15 protein-coding genes and 2 tRNA genes are annotated in these 20,899 nt (G+C 64.5%); 8 read left to right on the forward strand and 9 right to left on the reverse strand.

The window, feature by feature from the left end; genetic code table 11:
• Positions 1 to 4: 4 nt before the first annotated feature.
• From trbB to AC58EF_RS23650, 4 genes are all read right to left on the reverse strand, one after another.
• A complete protein-coding gene (gene trbB / locus AC58EF_RS23635; protein WP_497278925.1) occupies positions 5 to 991 on the reverse strand; it encodes a P-type conjugative transfer ATPase TrbB in 987 nt (328 codons plus the stop codon).
• A 143-nt stretch (positions 992 to 1,134) separates the two neighbouring features.
• Positions 1,135 to 2,325 carry a hypothetical protein gene (locus AC58EF_RS23640; RefSeq protein WP_497278927.1) on the reverse strand — a complete coding sequence of 397 codons (1,191 nt, stop codon included), beginning with the start codon at positions 2,323 to 2,325 and terminating at the stop codon, positions 1,135 to 1,137.
• A 207-nt stretch (positions 2,326 to 2,532) separates the two neighbouring features.
• Positions 2,533 to 2,607, reverse strand: a tRNA-Thr gene (locus tag AC58EF_RS23645).
• A 250-nt stretch (positions 2,608 to 2,857) separates the two neighbouring features.
• Positions 2,858 to 4,639: an aminopeptidase P family protein gene (locus tag AC58EF_RS23650; protein ID WP_497278928.1), complete on the reverse strand. Its 1,782-nt coding sequence runs from the start codon at positions 4,637 to 4,639 to the stop codon at positions 2,858 to 2,860.
• A 110-nt stretch (positions 4,640 to 4,749) separates the two neighbouring features.
• Between AC58EF_RS23650 and AC58EF_RS23655 the strand changes: the two genes are divergently transcribed.
• Both AC58EF_RS23655 and AC58EF_RS23660 read left to right on the forward strand, forming a co-directional pair.
• Positions 4,750 to 6,810, forward strand: a complete 2,061-nt coding sequence (locus AC58EF_RS23655; protein ID WP_497278929.1) for a S9 family peptidase — start codon at positions 4,750 to 4,752, stop codon at positions 6,808 to 6,810.
• Positions 6,810 to 7,202 (forward strand): acyl-CoA thioesterase, encoded by a 393-nt coding sequence (locus AC58EF_RS23660; protein WP_497278931.1) that lies wholly within the window; start codon positions 6,810 to 6,812, stop codon positions 7,200 to 7,202. The genes AC58EF_RS23655 and AC58EF_RS23660 overlap by 1 nt, the downstream gene beginning before the upstream one ends.
• Positions 7,203 to 7,361: 159 nt before the next feature.
• Here AC58EF_RS23660 and paoC read toward each other — a convergent pair whose 3' ends face one another.
• Genes paoC through paoA form a run of 3 tightly spaced genes read right to left on the reverse strand, consistent with a single transcriptional unit; the run spans position 7,362 to position 11,151 of the window.
• Complete coding sequence (gene paoC / locus AC58EF_RS23665; protein ID WP_497278932.1) at positions 7,362 to 9,566, reverse strand: aldehyde oxidoreductase molybdenum-binding subunit PaoC; 2,205 nt, start codon at positions 9,564 to 9,566, stop codon at positions 7,362 to 7,364.
• The gene (locus tag AC58EF_RS23670) at positions 9,563 to 10,519 is read right to left on the reverse strand and encodes an FAD binding domain-containing protein (RefSeq protein ID WP_497278934.1); all 957 of its coding nucleotides are present in this window, start codon (positions 10,517 to 10,519) and stop codon (positions 9,563 to 9,565) included. The genes paoC and AC58EF_RS23670 overlap by 4 nt, the downstream gene beginning before the upstream one ends.
• Complete coding sequence (gene paoA, locus AC58EF_RS23675; RefSeq protein ID WP_497278935.1) at positions 10,516 to 11,151, reverse strand: aldehyde dehydrogenase iron-sulfur subunit PaoA; 636 nt, start codon at positions 11,149 to 11,151, stop codon at positions 10,516 to 10,518. The genes AC58EF_RS23670 and paoA overlap by 4 nt, the downstream gene beginning before the upstream one ends.
• A gap of 325 nt (positions 11,152 to 11,476) precedes the next feature.
• Here paoA and AC58EF_RS23680 point away from each other — a divergent pair.
• Both AC58EF_RS23680 and AC58EF_RS23685 read left to right on the forward strand, forming a co-directional pair.
• A tRNA-Gly gene (locus AC58EF_RS23680) sits at positions 11,477 to 11,551 on the forward strand.
• A 625-nt stretch (positions 11,552 to 12,176) separates the two neighbouring features.
• Positions 12,177 to 13,466: a hypothetical protein gene (locus tag AC58EF_RS23685; protein ID WP_066767979.1), complete on the forward strand. Its 1,290-nt coding sequence runs from the start codon at positions 12,177 to 12,179 to the stop codon at positions 13,464 to 13,466.
• Here AC58EF_RS23685 and AC58EF_RS23690 read toward each other — a convergent pair.
• Positions 13,457 to 16,012 carry a S8 family peptidase gene (locus tag AC58EF_RS23690; RefSeq protein WP_066767978.1) on the reverse strand — a complete coding sequence of 852 codons (2,556 nt, stop codon included), beginning with the start codon at positions 16,010 to 16,012 and terminating at the stop codon, positions 13,457 to 13,459. The genes AC58EF_RS23685 and AC58EF_RS23690 overlap by 10 nt on opposite strands.
• Positions 16,013 to 16,080: 68 nt before the next feature.
• Positions 16,081 to 17,073 (reverse strand): AAA family ATPase, encoded by a 993-nt coding sequence (locus AC58EF_RS23695; RefSeq protein WP_012049856.1) that lies wholly within the window; start codon positions 17,071 to 17,073, stop codon positions 16,081 to 16,083.
• An 845-nt stretch (positions 17,074 to 17,918) separates the two neighbouring features.
• Between AC58EF_RS23695 and AC58EF_RS23700 the strand changes: the two genes are divergently transcribed.
• The 4 genes from AC58EF_RS23700 to AC58EF_RS23715 form a co-directional block, all read left to right on the forward strand.
• Complete coding sequence (locus AC58EF_RS23700) at positions 17,919 to 18,173, forward strand: ParB N-terminal domain-containing protein (RefSeq protein ID WP_497278936.1); 255 nt, start codon at positions 17,919 to 17,921, stop codon at positions 18,171 to 18,173.
• Between the two features lie 112 nt (positions 18,174 to 18,285).
• On the forward strand, positions 18,286 to 19,800 hold the full coding sequence (gene istA, locus AC58EF_RS23705) for an IS21 family transposase (RefSeq protein ID WP_021238707.1): 1,515 nt from the start codon (positions 18,286 to 18,288) through the stop codon (positions 19,798 to 19,800).
• Entirely contained in the window at positions 19,787 to 20,515 is a 729-nt protein-coding gene (gene istB / locus AC58EF_RS23710) for an IS21-like element helper ATPase IstB (protein ID WP_031304487.1), read from the forward strand. The genes istA and istB overlap by 14 nt, the downstream gene beginning before the upstream one ends.
• A 198-nt stretch (positions 20,516 to 20,713) precedes the next feature.
• A partial coding sequence (locus AC58EF_RS23715) for a ParB N-terminal domain-containing protein (protein ID WP_497278937.1) occupies positions 20,714 to 20,899 on the forward strand: 186 nt, incomplete at its 3' end.

A 20,899-nucleotide genomic window follows, 5' to 3' on the forward strand; every position in this document is an offset into this window, starting at 1 on the left:
TTCGTCATTGCAGGTCTCCATCGTGGGGGGCTGGCAGGAGGGTAAGCCGATAGTCGCCGGTCCCAGGATCGAGACCGTCGACGCGGGCCAGCTCGGCAAGACGCCGACCCGCGCCGTCTCGGACCAGGACGGCGACGAGATTGATGGTCTCGGCGATCAGCGCGCGCGGGACTGTCACAACCGCTTCCTGGATGAGCTGCTCCATTCGCCGCAGCGCGCCGATGGCGCTGCCGGCGTGGATCGTCCCGACGCCGCCCGGATGGCCGGTGCCCCAGGCTTTCAGCAGGTCGAGAGCCTCAGCGCCGCGCACCTCGCCGATCGGGATGCGATCAGGGCGCAGGCGCAAACTGGAGCGGACGAGATCGGAGAGCGAGGCGACGCCATCCTTGGTCCGCATCGCCACGAGGTTGGGCGCGGCGCATTGCAGTTCGCGCGTGTCCTCGATCAGCACCACACGGTCGGTGGTCTTGGCGACCTCGGCGAGCAGCGCGTTGGTCAGCGTCGTCTTGCCCGTACCGGTGCCGCCTGCGACGAGGATGTTCGAGCGCTCGGCGACGCCCCTGCGCAATACAGCGGCCTGTAGGCGCGACATGATGCCGGATCGCGCATAGTCGTCGAGCGTGAACACGGCGACCGCCGGCTTGCGGATCGCGAAGGCCGGCGCGGTGACGACTGGTGGCAGCAGCCCTTCAAAGCGTTCGCCGGTCTCCGGCAGCTCTGCCGAGACGCGCGGGGCGCGGGCGTGGACCTCGGCGCCGACATGGTGCGCGACGAGACGAATGATCCGCTCGCCGTCGGCCGGGCTCAGCCGCTCGCCGCTATCCGAGATGCCGTCGCCGAGCCGATCGACCCACAACCGCCCGTCGGGGTTCAGCATGACTTCGATGACAGCGGGTTCGGCTAGCCAGCCAGCGATGGATGTGCCCATCGCGGTGCGCAGCATCCGCGCGCCCCGAACAATGGCTTCCGATCGAACTGCCTCCGCACCCATCGCGATCCCCGTTCCGGCCTCGAACGGGAACGTCCGTGGCGACGGGGATGATTAAGAGACGCAGGAAAAGGTGAATTTCAACAATGATTTAGGGGCGTAGCGTGCTGGCGAAGAGATACAGGCGATGGCGTAGATAACGTGGCTCAATAGTCCATGTTGGTATGACGCTCCCACTCGCGGCCAAGCCGATCGACGAGAGCGTCTACCGCATCCGCGCCGCCAGCTATGGCTTCGGCGTAGAGCGCGATCGAGCCCTCATCGAATTGAGGGTCGATGCCCCATCGAACGAACTCATTAGGAAGCTCAAGCGCTCCCTCTGCGAGCACAGCGTCAACTTCATCGAACAGGGCACAAGTTTGGGCATGCGTCACGTCAGCGATTGGAAAGAAGCTCATGTGGAGCCTCCCGCGATATTTCGAGAGGTTCGCCGGAATCGCGCCAATCCGCGGCATGTGGAAATAGAAGGCGCCGCCGTCGTTCTCAACTCCGCCATGCGCCAGCGGATTGCGGATCGTAGCTTTCACATCCCGCAGTCGACCTAGCAAATGTCCACGCTTTGGGTCCGCGTCGAAATCCGCAACCTCGCGTAAACGTTCGTCCCAGGTAAGTCCGAGGAATCCCTCGAATCCGCCCGCCTTCAGCGGTCGCCCGCTGAAGGCTCGCAGGAGGAGGATGCGATGTTCTAGACGACTGAAGTACGCATCTACCATCGCGCCGGAAGCAAAATAGCCTTCCCGCTCCCGCTTGAGGCCCTGATTCATGCGTGCGGTCAGATCCGCAAAGACCTTAGGGCCATTCCCGGTGTCCGATGGAGCCTCAAGCGGCGCGGGCGCCTGTGCGCTTGGCGCAAAAGCCTGGTCGGCAAGCTCGCGAAAATAGCCATACCGATTGTCGAACTCCGACATCTTGTTGGCGAGGGTGAGGTTTCCACCAGCGATCTGCGTTTTGGCGAATTCAGCAAGCAAGGGTTCTAACAGCTTAAGCGAACTCGAAAGCTGCCTCTCGACTCTCTTCAGCAGAGCCGGGGGCACACCCTTACGATGATCGATCGCGAAACCGAATTTGCGAAGCTCGAAGACGAAGGGTTCACCACCGACGGTAGCGTATACGGACCACCGCACCTTCTCGCCTACGCCGCTCCACCGGAAATGCATGATATCGCGCAGGGCGAACAAGACCAGTTCGGGCACTGGGAAGAGCTTTGGATCGGCTCGTCCACCGACCAGTGTCCATGGATCGCAGCCCTCGGGGAGGCCACTTTCGAAACCCGCCAGCGCCTTTGCCATCTTTACCCGAAGGCGGGCTAACGGACTGTCTTCGTCGGGTATCGTCATAGGTCGTTCATAGCGACCTCCGACGATGAAAACACGGCCGCTGGCGCATCAGCACAGGGCCAGACGCTTTCTGATCGGCCTACGCCGCCCTAGCCGATCGCAGCCCGCAACTTCTGCTTGGCTGCTTCCGTGGTGCTTCCGTGAGTTTTTAGCTGTAGGTTTGGTCCCCCGAGGGGGTAGCTAACTCATTGATTTTGCAGGCGGTGCTGGTGCTGCCGGTGAGGATTGAACTCACGACCTCAGCCTTACCAAGGATGCGCTCTACCACTGAGCTACGGCAGCACTCTGTTTCTTCCCGTCAGCGCTGTCCGCGCTTCGGAGGTCGCGCCTATGGCCGCCTGCGCTGCCCATGTCAAGGCGACTTGCGGCGGAAGACGCATTTTGCTTATGCGCGTCATCATGGCTGAGACGAACGACGAGAAAAAGGCGCGACTGGCACAGGCGTTGCGGGACAATCTGCGGCGACGGAAGGCGCAGAGCCGGGAGGGAGCAGCGCCGCCCCCTCCCGCTGACGCGCAAAAAGACTGACCTTCTAGAGCGGCGCGCAGGCGGTCTTGAGCCAGGCGAGCGCATCGCCTTCCAGTTGCGGGCCGACCAGATCCAGCACCGCCGCATGATAGGCGTCGAGCCAGGCCTGCTCCTCCCGGCTCAGCAGATCGGTGGCGACAAGGTTCCGATCGATCGGCGCGAAGGTCAGCGTCTCGAAGCCCAGCATCGGCTTTTCCCCGCCGGGGATCGCGCGCTCCTCGACCAGCACCAGATTTTCGATGCGGATGCCATATTCGCCGGTCTTGTAATAGCCCGGCTCGTTCGAGAGGATCATGCCCGCCACCAGCGGTTCGTCGCCGCCGCCGAAGGTCGCGATGCGCTGCGGCCCTTCATGCACCGACAGGAAGCTGCCGACGCCATGGCCGGTGCCATGGGCATAATCCAGCCCCTCCGCCCAGAGATATTGGCGGGCGAGCGCATCGAGCTGGCCGCCGCGCGTGCCCTTCGGGAAGACGGCGCGGGCGAGCGCGATATGGCCCTTCAGGACCAGTGTGAAGCGGCGGCGCATTTCGTCGGTCGGCGTGCCGATCGCCACGGTGCGGGTGACGTCGGTGGTGCCGTCGCGATACTGGCCGCCCGAATCGACGAGATAGAGGCTGTTCAGTTCGATCGGACGATTGGTCTTTTCCTCGACCCGGTAATGGACGACGGCGCCGTTCGGTCCCGCGCCGCTGATCGTGTCGAAGGACAGGTCTTCGAGCAGGCCTGTGTCATTGCGGAACGCCTCCAGCCGGTCGGAAGCGGACAGTTCGGTGAGGCCGCCCCTGGGCGCCTCGACCGCGACCCAGTGGAGGAAGCGGCTCAAGGCCGCGCCGTCGCGGGCCTGCGCCGCCTTGTGGCCGGCAATCTCGGTTTCGTTCTTGATCGCCTTGGGCAGGACGGCCGGATCGCGCAGCGGCAGCACGGTCGCGCCGCCTTCGTCGAGGCTGTTGAAGATCGCTGCGACCGCGCGCTCGGGGTCGGCGACGACGGTTTTCCCGGCGAAATCCGCGAGCGCGGCGGAGAAGGCCTCCCGGTCATGCACGCGCACGCCATTGCCCAGATGCTGGGCGACGGCCTCGTCCACCTTCTCCGGCGCGACATAGAGGTCGGCGGTCGCGTCGGCATGGACGATGGCATAGGCGAGCGCGACCGGCGTGCGGTCCACATCCTTGCCGCGGATGTTGAAGGTCCAGGCGATCGAATCGAGCGCGGAAAGAACGACCGCGTCGGCCTTCTTCTCCGTCAGCCAGTCGGCCATGGCGGCGCGCTTTTCGGCGGCCGACTGGCCCGCATAATTGTCGCCATGCACGACCAGCCTGGCGTCGCTGCGGGCGGGGCGGTCGGGCCAGACGGCGTCGACGGGATTGGTGTCGACCGCGACCAGTTCCGCGCCCTTCTGGCTAAGGGCCTCGGTCGCCTGTTTCACCCAGGCGCGGGTGTGGAGCCAGGGGTCGTAGCCGATGCGCGCGCCCTGCCCGGCATGATCCTTCAGCCAGGCGGCGATCGAGGTCTGCGGCACGCTTTCATATTGCCAGTGCGTCCCGTCCACCTGCTCGCGCACCTGGAGCGTATAGCGGCCGTCGACGAAGATCGCGGCTTCCTCCGGCAATACCACCGCGCTGCCCGCCGACCCCTGGAATCCGGTCAGCCAGGCGAGCCGCTGGGCATAGGCGCCGACATATTCGCTCATATGCTCGTCGGTCAGGGGGACCACGAAACCGTCGAGCTTCTGGCGCACCAGTTGCGCGCGCAGGGCCTTCAGGCGATCTTCATAACTGGACATCAACACTTCCTTGGATCATTCCGGCCTCTTGCACCGGCGACAATGCCGACAACATAGAGGGGCAGGCGCGCTTATTCCAGCGCCGCCCCCGTCTGGACCATGGATAGTTAATGACCGATCAAAGCAAGCCCCCCGTCGCCGAACGCCGCCCGCACAGCATTTCGCATCATGGCGTTACGGTGGACGATCCTTACGCATGGCTGCGCGATCCGGGCTATCCCGATGTGAAGGACAAGGATGTGCTGGCCTATCTGGAAGCCGAGAATGGCTGGTTCGAGGGCGCGATGGCGCCGCACAAGCCCCTGCTCGACACGCTGTTCCAGGAAATGAAGGGGCGCATCAAGGAAGACGACCAGTCGGTCCCGCAGAAGGATGGCGACTATGTCTATTGGCGCGCGTTCGAGACCGGCGCGCAATATCGCAAATGGTATCGCAAGCCGGTCGCGGGCGGCGAGGATCAGCTGATCCTGGACGAACCCGCGCTGGCGGAGGGGCATGACTATTTCCGGCTGGGCGCCATGTCGGTCAGCCCCGATGGCCGCTACCTGGCCTATGCGATCGACACCAATGGGTCGGAACGGTTCGAGGCGCGGATCAAGGATCTGTTCAGCGGCGAAATCCTGCCCGAAGTGATCCCCGACACGCTGTCGTCGCTGGTCTGGACGTCGGACAGCAAGGGGCTGCTCTATGGCCTCGCCAACGAAAATTGGCGGACAGACAACGCACGGCTGCACTGGCTGGGGCAGAGCGTGGAGAGCGATGTCGAGCTGTTCCATGAAGATGATGAGGGGTTCCGCGTCTCGGTGGGCCTCACCTCTTCGGAAAAATGGATCGTCATCGCGACCGGCGACCATGTCACCAGCGAAGCCTGGCTGGTGCCGGCCGACAATCCGACCGCGACGCCGTTGCTGGTGGCAGCGCGCAAGGCCGGGCGCGAATATGATGTCGATGAGCATGAAGGCACGCTCTACATCCGCACCAACGACACCCATCCCAATTTCCGGCTGGTGAAGGCGGCGCTGGACGCGCCCGACCAGTGGGAGGAAGTGATCGGCGCGGATGCGCATTTCTACCTGACCGATTTTACCTTGTTCAAGACCTTCTATGTCACCGAAGGGCGGCAGGACGGCCTCGACCAGATCGAGTTGCGCGATTACGCGAGGCATGGGGCAAAGCGCATCCCCTTCCCAGAAGCCAGCTATTCGGCGTCGCTGGACGACAATCCCGAATATGACGTGACGAAGCTGCGTATCGGCTATGAATCGATGGTCACGCCGGACACCATCTATGACTATCATCTGGAAACGGGTGCGCTGGAGGTGCTGAAGGTCCAGGAGATTCCTTCGGGCTATGACGCGACGCGCTATGCGGCCGAGCGGCTGATGATCGCGGCGCGCGACGGGACGCAGATTCCGGTGTCGATCGTCTACCCGAAGGATTTCCCGCGCGACGGCAGCGCGCCGCTGCACCTCTATGGCTATGGCGCCTATGGGCTGGCGATGGAGCCGGGTTTTTCGACCAGCCGCCTGTCGCTGCTGGATCGCGGTTTCGCCTTCGCCATCGCCCATATTCGCGGCGGCGACGACCTCGGCCAGCAATGGTATCTGGACGGCAAGCTGGACAAGCGGATCAACACGTTCAACGACTTCGTCGATGTGGCGAAGGGGCTGATCGCGCGCGGCTATACGAGCAAGGGGCGGATCAGCATTTCGGGCGGATCGGCCGGCGGCGAACTAATGGGCGCGGTCATCAACTCCGATCCCGACCTGTGGGGCGCGGTGGTGGCGCATGTGCCCTTCGTCGACGTGCTCAACACGATGTTGGACGAGACTTTGCCGCTGACGCCGGGCGAATGGCCCGAATGGGGCAATCCGATCGAGGATGAAGCGGCGTTCCGCACGATCCAGAGCTATGATCCCTATACCCATGTCCGCGCGCAGGATTATCCGCCGCTGATGGTGACGGCGGGGCTGAACGATCCGCGCGTCACCTATTGGGAACCGGCCAAATGGGTGGCGAAGCTGCGCGCGACCAAGACCGACAGCAATATCCTGCTGCTCAAGACCAATATGGGCGCGGGCCATGGCGGCAAGTCGGGGCGGTTCGAAAGCCTGCACGAGACGGCGGAGGAATTCGCCTTCATATTGTGGCAACTGGGTGTGGAGGGCTGATGGCATCGAGTTTCACCAAGCAGATCACGGCCCTTCCCGAGCATATCGACGAACTGGGCCATGTGAACAATGCGGTCTGGGTCCAGTGGATGGAGCAGGTGTCGGTCGAACATTGGCGGCAGGACGCCGATCCCGCCCATGTCGAGGCCTATATCTGGGTCGTGACCCGGCATGAGGTCGATTATCGCGGCAATGTGTCCGAGGGCGACGTGGTAACGGCGCGCACCTGGATACCGGAGGCGCCGCGCGGGGCGCGGTTCGACCGGCTGATCGAGTTCACCGGCCCGGACGGCAAGGTGAAGGTCGCGGCCAAATCGACCTGGGCGATCATCGACAAGGCGTCTGGCCGGATATTGCGCGTGCCGGCGGAGGTGGCGGCGAACTTCGTGTGAGACCCACCTCCGTTCGCTTCGAGCGAAGTCGAGAAGCAGCCGGGGCTGTGATCGCGTTTCTCGACTACGCTCGAAACGAACGGGGATAATTAGAGTATGATGACTTCACATTGATCCACCCGTCATTGCGAGGAAATGTCATCCTGCTCTAAATATGGCTCAGGCCGCCCGCGCCTTGAGCAACTTGTCGATCGTCAGCGGATAGTCGCGCAGCCGGATGCCGGTGGCGTTGTAGATCGCATTGGCCACCGCCGCGCCCGCGCCGCAAATGCCCAGTTCGCCCACGCCCTTGGCCTTCATCGGTGAGCTTTTGTCGTCCAGTTCCTCGATGAACAGCACGTCCTGTTCGGGGATGTCGGCATGGACCGGAACCAGATACTCCGCCATGTCGTGATTCACGAAGAAGCCGAAGCGGGTGTCGACATCCAGCGCCTCCATCAGCGCCGCCCCCGCGCCCATGGTCATGGCGCCGATCACCTGGCTGCGCGCCGATTTGGGGTTGAGGATGCGGCCGGCGGCGAAGGCCCCGCCCATGCGACGGATGCGTACCTCTGCCGTGTCGATATCGACCCCGACCTCGCAGAAATGCGCGCCGAAGGTCGCCTGGGCATAGCGTTTGTCGAGATCGCCATAATCCATGGCGTCCTCGGCCCAGAGGCCGTCGCGACCCGCCAGCGCGGCGAGCGTCTGCGACTTGTTGGCCAGCTTGACGAGGCCATCCTCGAACAGCGCCTGATCGGCGGGATAGCCCGCTTTTTCCGCCAGCTTCGCGCGCAGCGCCATGGCAGCGGCATAGACCCCTGCCGTCGCGCTGTTCGCGCCCCATTGCCCGCCCGAGCCGGCGGATTCGGGAAAGCGGCTGTCGCCCAAGCGCACCGTGACATGATCGAGCGGCACGCCCAGCATTTCCGCCGCCGTCTGCCCTATAATGGTGTAGCTGCCGGTGCCGATATCGGTCATGTCGGTTTCGACGATGACCTTCCCCTGGGCATCGACGCCGACACGCGCGCCCGATTTGGTGACGAGATTATTGCGGAAGGCGGCCGCCACGCCCATGCCAACCAGCCAGCGACCGTCACGCATCTGCCCCGGCTTGGGGTTGCGCCTGGCCCAGCCGAAACGGTCCGCGCCCGCGCGCAGGCATTCCACCAGCTTGCGGCTGGAAAAGGGGCGCTGCGGCCCGACTTCGGGATCATATTGGACATCGTTGCGGATGCGCAGTTCGACCGGATCGACGCCCGCCGCTTCGGCCAGTTCGTCCATCGCCACTTCCAGCGCCAGCAGGCCGACCGCCTCGCCCGGCGCGCGCATGGCGTTGCCTTCGGGCAGGTTGAGCGTGACGAGCCGGTGCGCGGTCATGCGGTTGGGACCGCGATAGAGGAGGCGCGTCTGTTGCGCCGCCGTTTCCGCGCCGCCGCCCGGCAGGTCGCCCGACCAGACCTCATGCGCGATGGCGTCGATCACGCCATCCTTGTCCGCGCCCAGGCGGATGCGCTGGATCGTCGCGGGGCGATGGGTGGTGTTGTTGGGAATCTGGGGCCGGGCGATGGCGACCTTGACCGGCCGCCCCACCTGCTTCGCCCCCAACGCCGCGAGCACGGCGTCGGCGCGCAGGAACAGCTTCGCGCCGAAACCGCCGCCGATATAGGGCGACACCAGCCGAACATTCTCCTTGGGAATGCCGAGCGTCTTCGCCACCTCGCCCACGCCCCAGGCGATCATCTGGTTGGCGGTCCAGAGCGTCAGCTTGTCGCCGCTCCACGCTGCGGTGGTGGCGTGCGGCTCCATCATCGCATGGCTGTGGTCGGGGGTGGTGTAGCTCTGCTCGACCTTCACCGCCGCCTTGGCGAAGGCCGTGTCGAAATCCCCCGCCTTCGTGTCAGCCGGCCCGCCAAAGCCCGCTGGCGGAACCACGCCGTTCTGCCGCTCGGCCGCAAGGTCGAATTTGCCGTCCTCCGGCGCATAGTCGATCCGCACCAGCTTCGCGGCGTCGCGCGCATTTTCCAGCGTGTCGGCAATGACCAGCGCGACCGCCTGCTCATAATGATCGACCTGCGGCCCGCCCAGCAACGGCGCGGTGTTGAAGCTGCCCTTGCCGAGCTTGCCGGCATTGGCGTGCGTGACGACGCCCAGCACGCCGGGCGCCGCTTCGGCGACGCGCAGGTCCATGGCGGCGATCCGCCCCTTGGCGATGGCGGACCCGACGATCCAGCCATAGGCGGCATTGGGGGCGGCGTCGTGCCGTTCATAGGCATAGGGCGCGCTGCCCGTCACCTTGGCCGCGCCGTCGATCCGGTCGTGGGGAATGCCGATCACCCGGCCCGTGTCGATCGGATTGGCGCCCGCAGGCGTATCGAACCTCATGCCCGTGCCTCCTGCTGCCGGTAGACGGATGTCAGCGTCTGTTCGACCAGCAACTTCTTGAAATCATTGTGATGCGTGGTGCGGGCGCCCGCCAGCGCGGCGTCCGCCACCGCCTTCGCACCCTGCTTCGCCGCCGCGTCGGCCGCTGCGACGCGCCAGGGCTTGGCGCCGATCCCGCCGAAGGCGAAGCGCGCGGTCCCATCCCTGCCGAATATCGCCGCCACCGACACCAGGGCGAAAGCGTAGGAGGCGCGATCGCGCACCTTGCGATAGACATGGGCGCCGCCGATCGGCTTTGGCAAAGTGACCGAGGTGATGATCTCGCCGGGCTTCAGCACCGTTTCCCGGTCCGGCGTGTCGCCGGGCAGCAGATGGAAGTCGGCGATCGGGACCGATCGCGTCACGCCGTCCGCCCCGACCATGTCGACCTGCGCATCGAGCAGCCGCATCGCCACCGCCATGTCGCTGGGATGCTGGGCGATGCAGGCGTCGCTGACGCCCAATATGGCGAGGCTCCGGCTCATCCCCTGCATCGCGCCGCAGCCGCTGCCGGGCTTGCGCTTGTTGCAGGGCATCCGCGTGTCGTAGAAATAGGGGCAGCGGGTGCGTTGCAGCAAATTGCCGCCCGTGGTCGCCTTATTGCGGAGCTGGCCCGATGCGCCGGCGAGCAACGCGCGGCTGAGGACCGCATAGTCGCGGCGGACAATCTGATCGGCCGCGAGGTCCGTGTTGCGCACCAGCGCGCCGATGCGCAGCCCGCCATCTTCCGTCTTCTCGATCCGGTCTAGGCCCAGATGATTGACGTCGATCAGATGCGCCGGCGTTTCGATCTGGAGCTTCATCAGGTCGAGCAGGTTGGTGCCGCCGGCGATGAAGCGCGCGCCCTGGATCGAGGCCGCCGCCTTGGCCGCCGCTTCGGCGCTTGCCGCGCGCTCATAGGTGAAGGCTTTCATGCCTGCTTCTCCCCGGCCACTTCGCGCATGGCGGCGATGATGTTGGGATAGGCGGCGCAGCGGCAGATATTGCCGCTCATCCGCTCACGCAATTCGACGTCGCTGAGCGTCACCTTGTCGAGATCCTCGGTCACATGGCTGGGAACGCCCGCCTCGATCTCGTCCAGCACCGCCACCGCCGAGCAGATCTGGCCCGGCGTGCAATAGCCGCACTGATAGCCGTCATGGACGATGAAGGCGCGTTGCATCGGGTGAAGCGCCTCCGCCGTGCCCAGCCCCTCGATCGTCGTCACCTTCTCTCCATCATGCATGACGGCGAGTGTCAGGCAGCTGTTGATCCGCCGCCCCTCCACGATCACGGTGCAGGCGCCGCACTGTCCATGGTCGCAGCCCTTCTTGGTGCCGGTGAGGTGCAGATGCTCGCGCAGTGCATCGAGCAGGCTGGTGCGCGGGTCGAGTTGCAGATGCGCCTCGCGACCGTTGACGGTGAGTTCGACGGGACTCATGCGGGTTCCTTTGCTGCTCCGGGCCGGCGCGGCGACGGCCGACCCATGCGAGAGGACGGGCGTCGACGCGGCGAGGGCGGCGCTGCCCCGCAACAGGCCGCGGCGCGACAAATGATCGGACGTCATGGCTGGTCCTCCCTGCTGATCCGCTGGCGATTACGAAGCGCGAGCGCAAATGATCCGCGCCGTCGGAAAACTGGCGTCAGACTAGCAGATTTTCAACCCGCTCCAAGGGCGGGACGCATCTGAGTCTTCGCCTGGATCGAAGGAACGCAGGATGGACGGTCCCGGCCGCAATTCGGCAGACATCGAACAACCCACGGAAATCAATCGATTTTCAGGACAACGAAAGATAATTTCATTTTTCTGCAATTCTTCCCTTGCCGACATGGGAAAGCCTTGCTAGTTGGCCGCCACCCGCCGAGAGGACACACCCTCCCGGCCGCCAAGAGCGGGCGTAGCTCAGGGGTAGAGCACAACCTTGCCAAGGTTGGGGTCGAGGGTTCGAATCCCTTCGCCCGCTCCAGTTTTCTCTATGGAAATCAGTGGATTAGCGGCCTTCGGGCCGCTTTTTCGTTGGAGACAACGCCCTCTGTAAAGCCCGTTGTCTCCATAATGTCTCCAGAAAATCGCCAAGAATGGGCCGCCCCTGGCGTTGGCTGGCGCAGGTTGCGCCCGATCTTTTGCGCCCCCGCGCGGCCATTTCGCCCCTTCCACGCGACCCGGTGGCTGGAGACAATGGCCCCGCCGACTGGAGACAATCGGGCCGAAGCTGGAGACAACGCGCTTATCCGCGACCATGCGCTCGGACCCAGGAAGCCTCGCGGCTGTCGAATAGCTGATGATCCACGCCGCTGCGCTCGGCAACAGCCAGCCGGTCAGCGTTGTGATGCTGGCATAACGTGACGCTTGCCTCCATTGCGGCTATTGCGGTGATGCCACTCCCGGGGGAAGTTGTGCGGAAGTCGAAAGGATATCGAGTCGATGTGGAGTTTGACTGTCCTGTAGTGGATGCAACTCGGCTGGAGCAGGTTCTACGGCATCATTTTGGAGCTACTGAAGTGCGGGTTGCCGTGCGTGCGGTAACGTCCGACAAATTACCTTCCGCGCCGCCCCGATGGGAACCCAATCCAGGGACTGGTGCGCACACCATGCTTAAAATCGTCCGGGAGCGCGGCGTGGTGCGCTGGCGTGACATCAAGCATGTGCGCAATTCGCGCGCCGCGCTCGAACTGCTGCTGATGGACGGGCACCTTGTGCGCGTCAGTCACGGCCTGTTTCGAGATGGGAGCCGACCGCTCGATGCGGAGATCGCGGTGAAGCAACGCGAACCCTATTTTCGGGGACAGCTCGGGACGCGGCAACAAACCATTTATGACGCTCTAGCAAAGCCGGCCACGGCCGCAGAACTTCGCCAGCGAGAGGGTGTCAGCCGTCAAGCGGTGGACCAGATTCTCAAGAAGCTGATGAAATCCGGCCTTATCCGCCGTCTGCCTACACCCGGTGAGTCCTCCGAATGGGTCTATGCACAAAGCGGGAAAAGGACGCTCGACGTCCTGGTGGATCGCGAACCTAAGATGGGCTCGCTCGAAAAGGCGACGTTGAGGCTCATTCCGCCAGTCGGCGGCGCGCGCCGAGCAGCACTCGTCGAGCGGCTCGGCCAGTCGACCCACAGCGCACTCAAGCGTCTTGTCGCCAAGGGGCTTGTCGAGAAGGCTGGGACTCCCAAACGCCAGCTTATCCGGCTCACTCAGAAGGGATTAACGCACAGCGCCTATGATCTCGAAGGTGAGCACCTACCAGGCAACGACGTCTCCGCAGCGCTGAAACCCGAACAGGTGCGTCTCCTACTCGCTCTCGATGCGCTCGGACCAGCCCGCGCACTCGACATCAGCGCCGCAGCGGGTGTCCGGTCAAAGCGGGCTCCAAGCGCGGGTCAGTATCTCCAGCGATTGCGGATGTCGGGTTACATCGTTCAGGAAAGGCCGATGCCGGGACGCGCGCCGATCTATCGGCTCACCAAACAGGGCACGACCGCAATCGCGGCCGCGAAGCTCGCCGGCAAGGCGATGAGTCCCAACAAAGCGCGCCGTGCAGTCGAACGCGATGCTGCGGATCGCGCCCAGCAGGCTGCGTCCAGGCACTATTCATCGCCGGGCCAGGGGCGCACGCCGGAAATCCTCGCGCTCCTCGAATCCGGCCCGCTTACCAGTCGCGAGATTCAGGATCAGCTCAGCAATCCGTTCAAATTCTACCGATCCGTTGGTCTCGCGGCTTCCGATTTACAGAAGCGCGGATGGGTTCGCTGCATTGGGTCGGGCGATCACGCAGCGAAGCGCTGGGAGTTGACGAGCGCTGGCCTGGACTGGCTGGAGGCCCGACGGGCTCAGCACGAGGTGCAGCCAATCGACCTGGCTCCGAGCGAGGCTCATCACCCTTGATCCGGCCCGGCTGCCACCGCCACTTCGGCGGCAATCCGCGCCTCGATCGCCGCCGCGATCTCGGCATAAAGGTCGACGTCCTGATCCGGCGCCGAGATGGAGATCGCGAGCGCATAGCGGCCCTTGTCGTTCATGCGGTTCTGTCCGATGTGCGATTTCCACCAGCCGCCGACCGGATAGATCGCGATCTGGTCGTGCGCGGCAAGGTCGATTGCCGGACCTCGCCACAGGTCGCAATGAAGCGACCCAGCCTGAACGGCCTGCGGCCCGAGCAACCAATAGTCGGTCTCCTGACCGGCCTTTTCCGCCTTCTCCTCGGTCTTGCTCAATCGTGTCCGAAAATCATTGGCCGTCTCGCGCCGTTTCTTCAAGGCGAAGCGCAGGCCGTAGGAGCGATAGGTGTCGGGTCGGGTGCTGGCCCGGCCTGAAAGGTTGGGTTCGATGAAATAGGAGAGCGTCACCTTCATCATCACCGAAGCGTTTTCCAGCGCTTCTAGCGCTGCCTTCGGCCAAGGCAGGGCGTAGAAATGCACCTCGTTGAATACGGCCGAGCGCCCGTCGGCCGAAGCGGCATAAGGTTGAATCTCGGCCTCGGCGAGCAAGGTCACATCATTGCGCGCCGACGCGGCCGCGCGAACCAGGTTGGGCACGCCAAAGCCCATGCTGCGTAGGATTTGCTGCTTCGTGCCCTTGCTGCCCGTCTTCCAGCTACGGCCGGTGCCGATCAGCAGCTTACGAATTGGCCCAGGCCATTCGGCGGAATGAACGGTGAGAGCGCGGTAGGTTTCCGGCCACCGGCCGGGTAGATCGGCCTTGAGTCGCCCAATGAAATTGCCGGCCACGCCCGTCGCGGCGCTGGTCGCCCAGAAGGGCACCAGCGGCTCCGTAGCCACATCCCTGCCTGCCGAGAGCAGCGAGACCGCCGGGTGCCAGCCGCAAAACTGGGCATTGTCCATCATCATGTTGCCGGCCTCGAACAGCACGTCGGGCTTGATCGGCGTCAGGTCAGCCGGAAGGGTCTGCGATCCCCGGCTGAATGGGCTGCGCTCGTTCGGCGCGACCAGCGGAATCAACTCGGGTTCGTCTTGCGCCTGGTCAGCCTTCGCCGTGTATCCGCCGATAGTGAGCGCATTCCAGCTCTGCGCGGGGTCTTCGAGTGCATGATGCTGCTCGACCACGGCCTTGAGCCCGCCGTCCATATTGCCGGTGGCGATCAGCACGAGACGCTTGGGGTGATCCTTGGCGGCGAGCCCCGCCTGCTGCTCACCCGGCATTGAGCCGGCGCAAATCTGATCGACCGCGCCGCTCCAGCTTGATGGTGCCTCCGAAGAAAGATCGGGCGAGGAGGTGGCGATGCAGAAGCTGCGCGGGATATTGGCCCGTTCGATTTCGGCCACGGCCACGGCTGCTTGCGTGATAATGCCATAGCGCGCCGGCTCGGTCGCCGGAAAGCCGCCGGGCGGAAGGAACTTCACGGATTCGACGGCATGGCCGAGCACGACCTGGCGTTGGCCGCTCATAGGCCCAAGCAGGTCGCCATGCAGGACAAGGCTCGCCATGCCCGTTCCATGCCCGCCGGCGCCGGCGTGATCGTCGGTGCCCCAGGCATCGTTCACAGTCCACGCACCGGCCAGCGCGGGAGCGATCAGCGGGTGCGCTGCCGCAACGCCCGTGTCGATCACGCAAACCACCGGCGCATCCGCTGGCGGAGGCGTCACCCGCCCGCAATATTCGGCCACAAGCGCGTGCTGCCCCAAGCTCTTGTCGCCTTGGTCAAGGAACGGCTCGATGCTCTGGCTGGCGCGCCGCACTTCGCTGATCGCGCCGTTGAGGCGGCCGACGAGCCCAAGGGTCGCCTCGGCTGTTCCGAGCACGAATATGACCGAGGTTTCAGGAAATTGCAGCCGGTCGGGATACACGTCGAGTCCCGCCTGCTGCGCGGCCGCCACCACCGCCTCCACGATCGCATCGGGGCGACGCAGCCAAAGCTCCCACCACTGCGGCGCTGGCGATGCCAAGTCCGGCGTGCCGACGACGAGCGTGCGCGCCGCAGCGGCGCGGATCGCCTCGATCACCTCGAATTTGTCGATGTCGGGACGCTCGTGATTGCCGAGATCTTCGGAGCCATAGGCCGCGATCCGGCCGGTCAGGAATGCGCGAGCGTCATCGGGAACGAACACTACCGCCCGCTCTGTGCGATCCTCGCTACGCTCGGAACGGAGGACGACGATCTCCTGCGCCGGGAAATCCAGCGCCGGTATCTTCGTGGCCTTGGCGCGCTCGCTCGGCACCATCGTCTCGACCTCGACGAGAACGCCGCGTTTCAGCCCGTCGACCGGGATGCGGACGTCCTCTTGGGGCGGCGGGAGGTTGCCTAGAGCTTCCCCCAACTGTCCGAGCAGGGCTTCGGCATGGGCATGGTAGTCTTCACGCCGCTCGCGTCGTTCGCGCCGAAGTCGGGGATAGACATACTGCGCTGCCTCGCGCCATCGCGTGATCGAGATATGCGGCTGGCGTGGCGCCGCACCGGCTTCATTTTCGGGCATACCCCCCTCAAGTCATTCCCACCGCTTCCCCACGCGGCCTCTTCTCGCCGACGGACGACGCCGGCGCTTCAATGTCCAAAGCTCTGTCGAAAGATTTGGCGGTCTTGGAGCGCGATGCGCAAATGGTCGGCCGAGATCGACTTAGCCCCTTCGAGGATAGCGTCCTTCACGACGGCATCGGCCGCGCGCACCAGCTCCCCCTGGCTCAAGCCTTCCGTGATGGGAGCGATCGACGCCCAAGCCTTGGCGGTCAGGCGGTAGCGTCCCAGCCGGCGTGAGAGGATCGCGCGCGCGGATTCGGGATCGGGCAGCCGATATTCGATGACTTCATCAAACCTGCGTGCCAGCGCCTTGTCGAGTATCTCGACATGGTTGGTCGCCGCGATGACGATACTGTCGGTTGAGTTAGGCTCCTCCATGAAGGAGAGCACCGAGTTAAGAACCCGTCGAATCTCGCCGACGTCATTGGGATCGCCACGACGCGAACCGATCGCGTCGAACTCGTCGAGCAAATAGACGCCGCGGGTCTGCGCAATCTGATCAAACAGCAAGCGCAGCTTGCCGGCCGTCTCCCCAAAGAAGCGGCTGAACAACGAGTCCAGCCGTGCCGTGAACAGCGGCAAGCGCAGCTCTCCCGCGAGTGCCGAAGCCGTCATGGTCTTGCCCGTGCCCGGAGGCCCGACAAGCAGCAGGTGCGTCGCCGGAACCTGCCCATGATCGCGCAAGGTCGCCCGCTCGCTTTGCTGCCGGACAACGCGCTGCAACCGCGAGCGAATGGCCTCGCCAAGCACCATGTTGTCGAGCTTGGTCTTCGGATAGCTGCTCTCGACCAGCCCTTGCAACTCGCCGCGCGGCCGTGCCAGAGGGATTGGCGCTTGGCCGGTAGGCGCGTTGCCAAGCCGTTCGCGCGCCTTTTGGACGAGGCGCTTCAACTGGTTCGCCTCCTCGGCATTGCCTTGGCGCGCTTGCTGTGCCGCGACCTGGAGCGCTATCGACAGAAATTGCTCTTCGTCCCCAGCAACGTGCGAATTGAGCAGCGCGACGATCTGCTTGGTTGACATCAGCGCTCCTCCTTTCCTGCAAACTGACGGGTATAGGCACCGAGTCGTCATGACAACCGCGCAAACGGCGCGGCGCTCTCATAGTGTAATCAAGTCACCGAATATCGGGGAGAAATTTGTTCAGCTCAGGCCGCGATATTGAGCGAACTGGTAGCATGGGCTCGCAAAGCGCCGGTGGAGACGGGCGCTGTAGAACCGCCCGGCAGATGAACGTAGGCGCGCAGCGGTGATCCTTGGCTTTTCCTCCCCGATCATCCATATGGAGCCGGTATCCCCCGGTGGTCCCTGCCTCGCATACCGCCGGGGCACTTTATTTCCAGCCACAGCCGATAGTCTTCTTAACGCGCTTCCAGCGTGCGGGTTATGCTGTTGTTGTCCTCATCCTATACAGTTTGAGGGGAAAGCCTTCCCCTGACCGGGAGCCCATAGGTCTCCCGCTACCCCTTCGAGCGGGGACACCCCGCAACGCCCCGATAGTGAGCGCGGGGATCTAGGGAGCGCACTCTGGCGGCTGACGCCGCGCAGGGGTCGCGCGTCATTTTCCCCAGCGCAGCACTCTCGCTCTGGCCGGAGGGCACGGCGGCGGCTGGCCCACAGGCCCGCGCGCACGCCGCCGCGCCGGCCGTCCGCCGCAAGGGTGCGTCATTTGTGGCGCCGCGAGCGGCGCGGTGCTTGGGGCTCTGCCCCTGGCGCACTTCGGAGCGTCTTCCGCCCAGCTTCCTCCGCTTCGCTCCGTGCAGCCGGTTCCCCGCGAAGCCGCCCCTCCGTTTGCACCCCCGGTCTCGCCGACGGGCAGGGTTTCAGCGCGGCGCTTCCCGCTGCGCGGAAACCCAAGGAGTAGGAAGATGACCAAGACCGTTCAAATCGAAACCACCGCTGCCGAGCCTGTGTCGGGCATCGAGATTTTCGTGCCCCTCAACAAGCTCAAGAAGTCCCCGAAGAACGCCCGCAAGGTGCCGCATGGCGAGGCCGCCATCGAGGCGCTGGCCGGTTCCATCGAGCATAAGGGTCTGATCCAGAACCTTGTGATCGAGCCGGAAATGAAGGGCGAGAAGCCGACCGGCGCCTATTTCGTCACCGCTGGCGAAGGTCGCAGGTGAGGATCAGCGTGCAATAGGCACCCCCTTCGTGGGGTGATCGGCGTGCAAAAAGGACCCCTTCATCCCGGGGATTTAGTCGGCCGACTGGTTTTGATCAGTTGGCGAGAACGGGATGTTGATCGTGGAGACAGTGGTTCGGATTCGGCGTGAGCATGCAGCGGGTAAGGCGATCAAGGCGATCGCTCGTGACCTTCGTTTGTCGCGGAAGGTCGTCCGCAAAGCGATCCGGTCGCCGGAGGCGGCGTTCAACTATCAGCGCAAAGTCCAGCCGCTGCCGCGGATCGGTCCTTATCAGGATCGTCTCGATGCGCTGCTTGAGGAGAACGAAGGTCGCGGCCGCCGCGATCGGCTACGGATGACGCGTATCCATGACCTGCTGGTGCGCGAGGGGTTCGATGGATCCTATGATGCGGTGCGCCGCTATGCGGCGCGCTGGCGTGCTGCGCGGCGGAAGGATGCTGGCGAAGGCGCACCGGCGTTCATCCCGATGACCTTCCAGCCGGGTGAGGCCTACCAGTTCGACTGGAGCCACGAGGATGTGGAGATCGCCGGCAAGCCGATGCGGGTGAAGGTGGCGCATATGCGTCTCTGCGACTCGCGCGCACCCTATGTCCGGGCCTATCCGCGCGAGGGCCAGGAGATGCTGTTCGATGCCCATGCCCGGGCGTTCGCGTTCTTCGGCGGTGTGCCGCGACGCGGTATCTACGATAATATGAAGACGGCGGTGACGGCCGTGTTCACCGGCAAGGAGCGTGTGTTCAACCGCCGCTTCCTGATCATGACCGATCATTACATGGTCGAGCCGACCGCCTGCTCGCCGGCGGCGGGATGGGAGAAGGGCCAGGTCGAGCAGCAGGTCCAGACAATCCGAGGCCGCTTCTTCCAGCCGCGGCTCCGGTTCGCCAGCCTGGCCGAGCTCAACGGGTGGCTGGAGGCCGAGTGCCGGCGCTGGGCCGAGCATCATGCCCATCCCGAACGCGGGGATATTACCGTCGCCGAGGCGCTGGATATGGAGCGACCGGCCCTGCAGCCGATCCTGGCACCGTTCGACGGCTTCCATGAGAGCGAGCATGCCGTCACCGGCACCTGCCTCATCAGCTTCGATCGCAACCGCTACTCGGTCATGTCGACGGCCGCACGCCGGACCGTTCAGGTGCGCTCCTATGCCGATCGCATCGTCATACGCTGCGGCGATGCGATCGTCGGGGAGCATGAGCGCCACTTCGGTCGGAACCGCACGATATACGATCCCTGGCATTATCTGCCGGTCCTCGCGCACAAGCCCGGCGCGCTGCGTAACGGCGCACCGTTCCAGGACTGGGATCTGCCGCCCGCCCTGCACCGATTACGGCGAAGGCTCGGCACCGGGGACGAGGCCGATCGCAGGTTCGTGCGGGTCCTCTCGGCGGTGCTCACCGATGGCCTGGAGCCGGTAGAGGCTGCCGTGCGCGAAGCGTTGGCGAACGGAACGGCCAGCGACGAGCTGATCCTCAACATCCTCTCCCGGCGCCGCGAGCCGGCGACACCCCACAGCATCGTCACTTCGGAAGACCGGATGCTGCAGCATCCTCCGCTCGCCGACTGTGCCCGCTATGATCTGCTGCGAGGCTATGATGCAGCGGCATGATATGATCGACACGATGCGCGGCCTCGGACTCAAGGGCATGGCGGCGGCGTTCGACGAGGCGGTCACCACCGGCCTCCAGCGCAAGCGCACCACCATGGAGATACTGACCGACCTGCTCCGTGCTGAGGCGACCCACCGGGATGCAGCCTCCATCCGCTATCGGATGACGGCTGCGAGGCTGCCCGTGGTGAAGGACCTGGAGCGGTTCAGCTTCGAGGGCACACCGATCAATGAGGAGATGATCCGCTCCCTTCACGATGGCTCCTTCCTCCCGCCTCGCCGCAATATCGTGCTGGTCGGCGGCACGGGGACAGGCAAGACCCACCTCGCCATCGCGATCACCGCCAATGTCGTGCGAAGGGGCGCTCGCGCCCGCTACTTCAACACCGTCGATCTGGTGACACGCCTCGAAGAGGAGACCCGGATCGGCAAAGGCGGGACCCTGGCGGCGCAGCTGTCGCGGCTCGACCTGATCGTTCTCGACGAGCTCGGTTATCTGCCGTTCGCCCGCTCGGGAGGGCAGTTGCTGTTCCACCTCATCAGCAAGCTTTATGAGCGGACCAGCGTCATCATCACCACGAACCTCGCCTTCGGCGAATGGCCGACCGTGTTCGGCGATCCCAAGATGACCACGGCGCTGCTCGACCGCGTCACCCACCACTGCGATATCGTCGAGACGGGCAACGACAGCTGGCGCTTCAAAAACCGCAGCTGACAGCCACCTTCGGCGCCTTCAAAAATCTATCTTGCGCTGCGCGCGCCTCCGGTCGGGCTACGCCCGCCCTCCGCCGCACGCAGCGCAAGGCCATCTTCAACAAACCAGCATCATATTATCTGAAAAGGGGGTCCCTCTTCGACGCCGATCGGGGGTCCCTTTTGAACGCCGTTTGACAGTCGCAGGCTGGCCTATCTGTTGCGCGCCAAGCGCAAGCAGATCAGGAAGAACCACCCGGTTCGCTGCCGTCTCGACACCGAGAACGACCCGTCCGAGATCAGTCTGGACGAGAACGTGACCCGGACCCCGATGTTAGGTCATGTTTCCAGAGTGTCCTTCGATAGGAAAGATTACAGAGCAGTGTGCTTGTTCCAGGCCGCCCGC

Source organism: Sphingobium sp. WR1, from assembly GCF_059693745.1.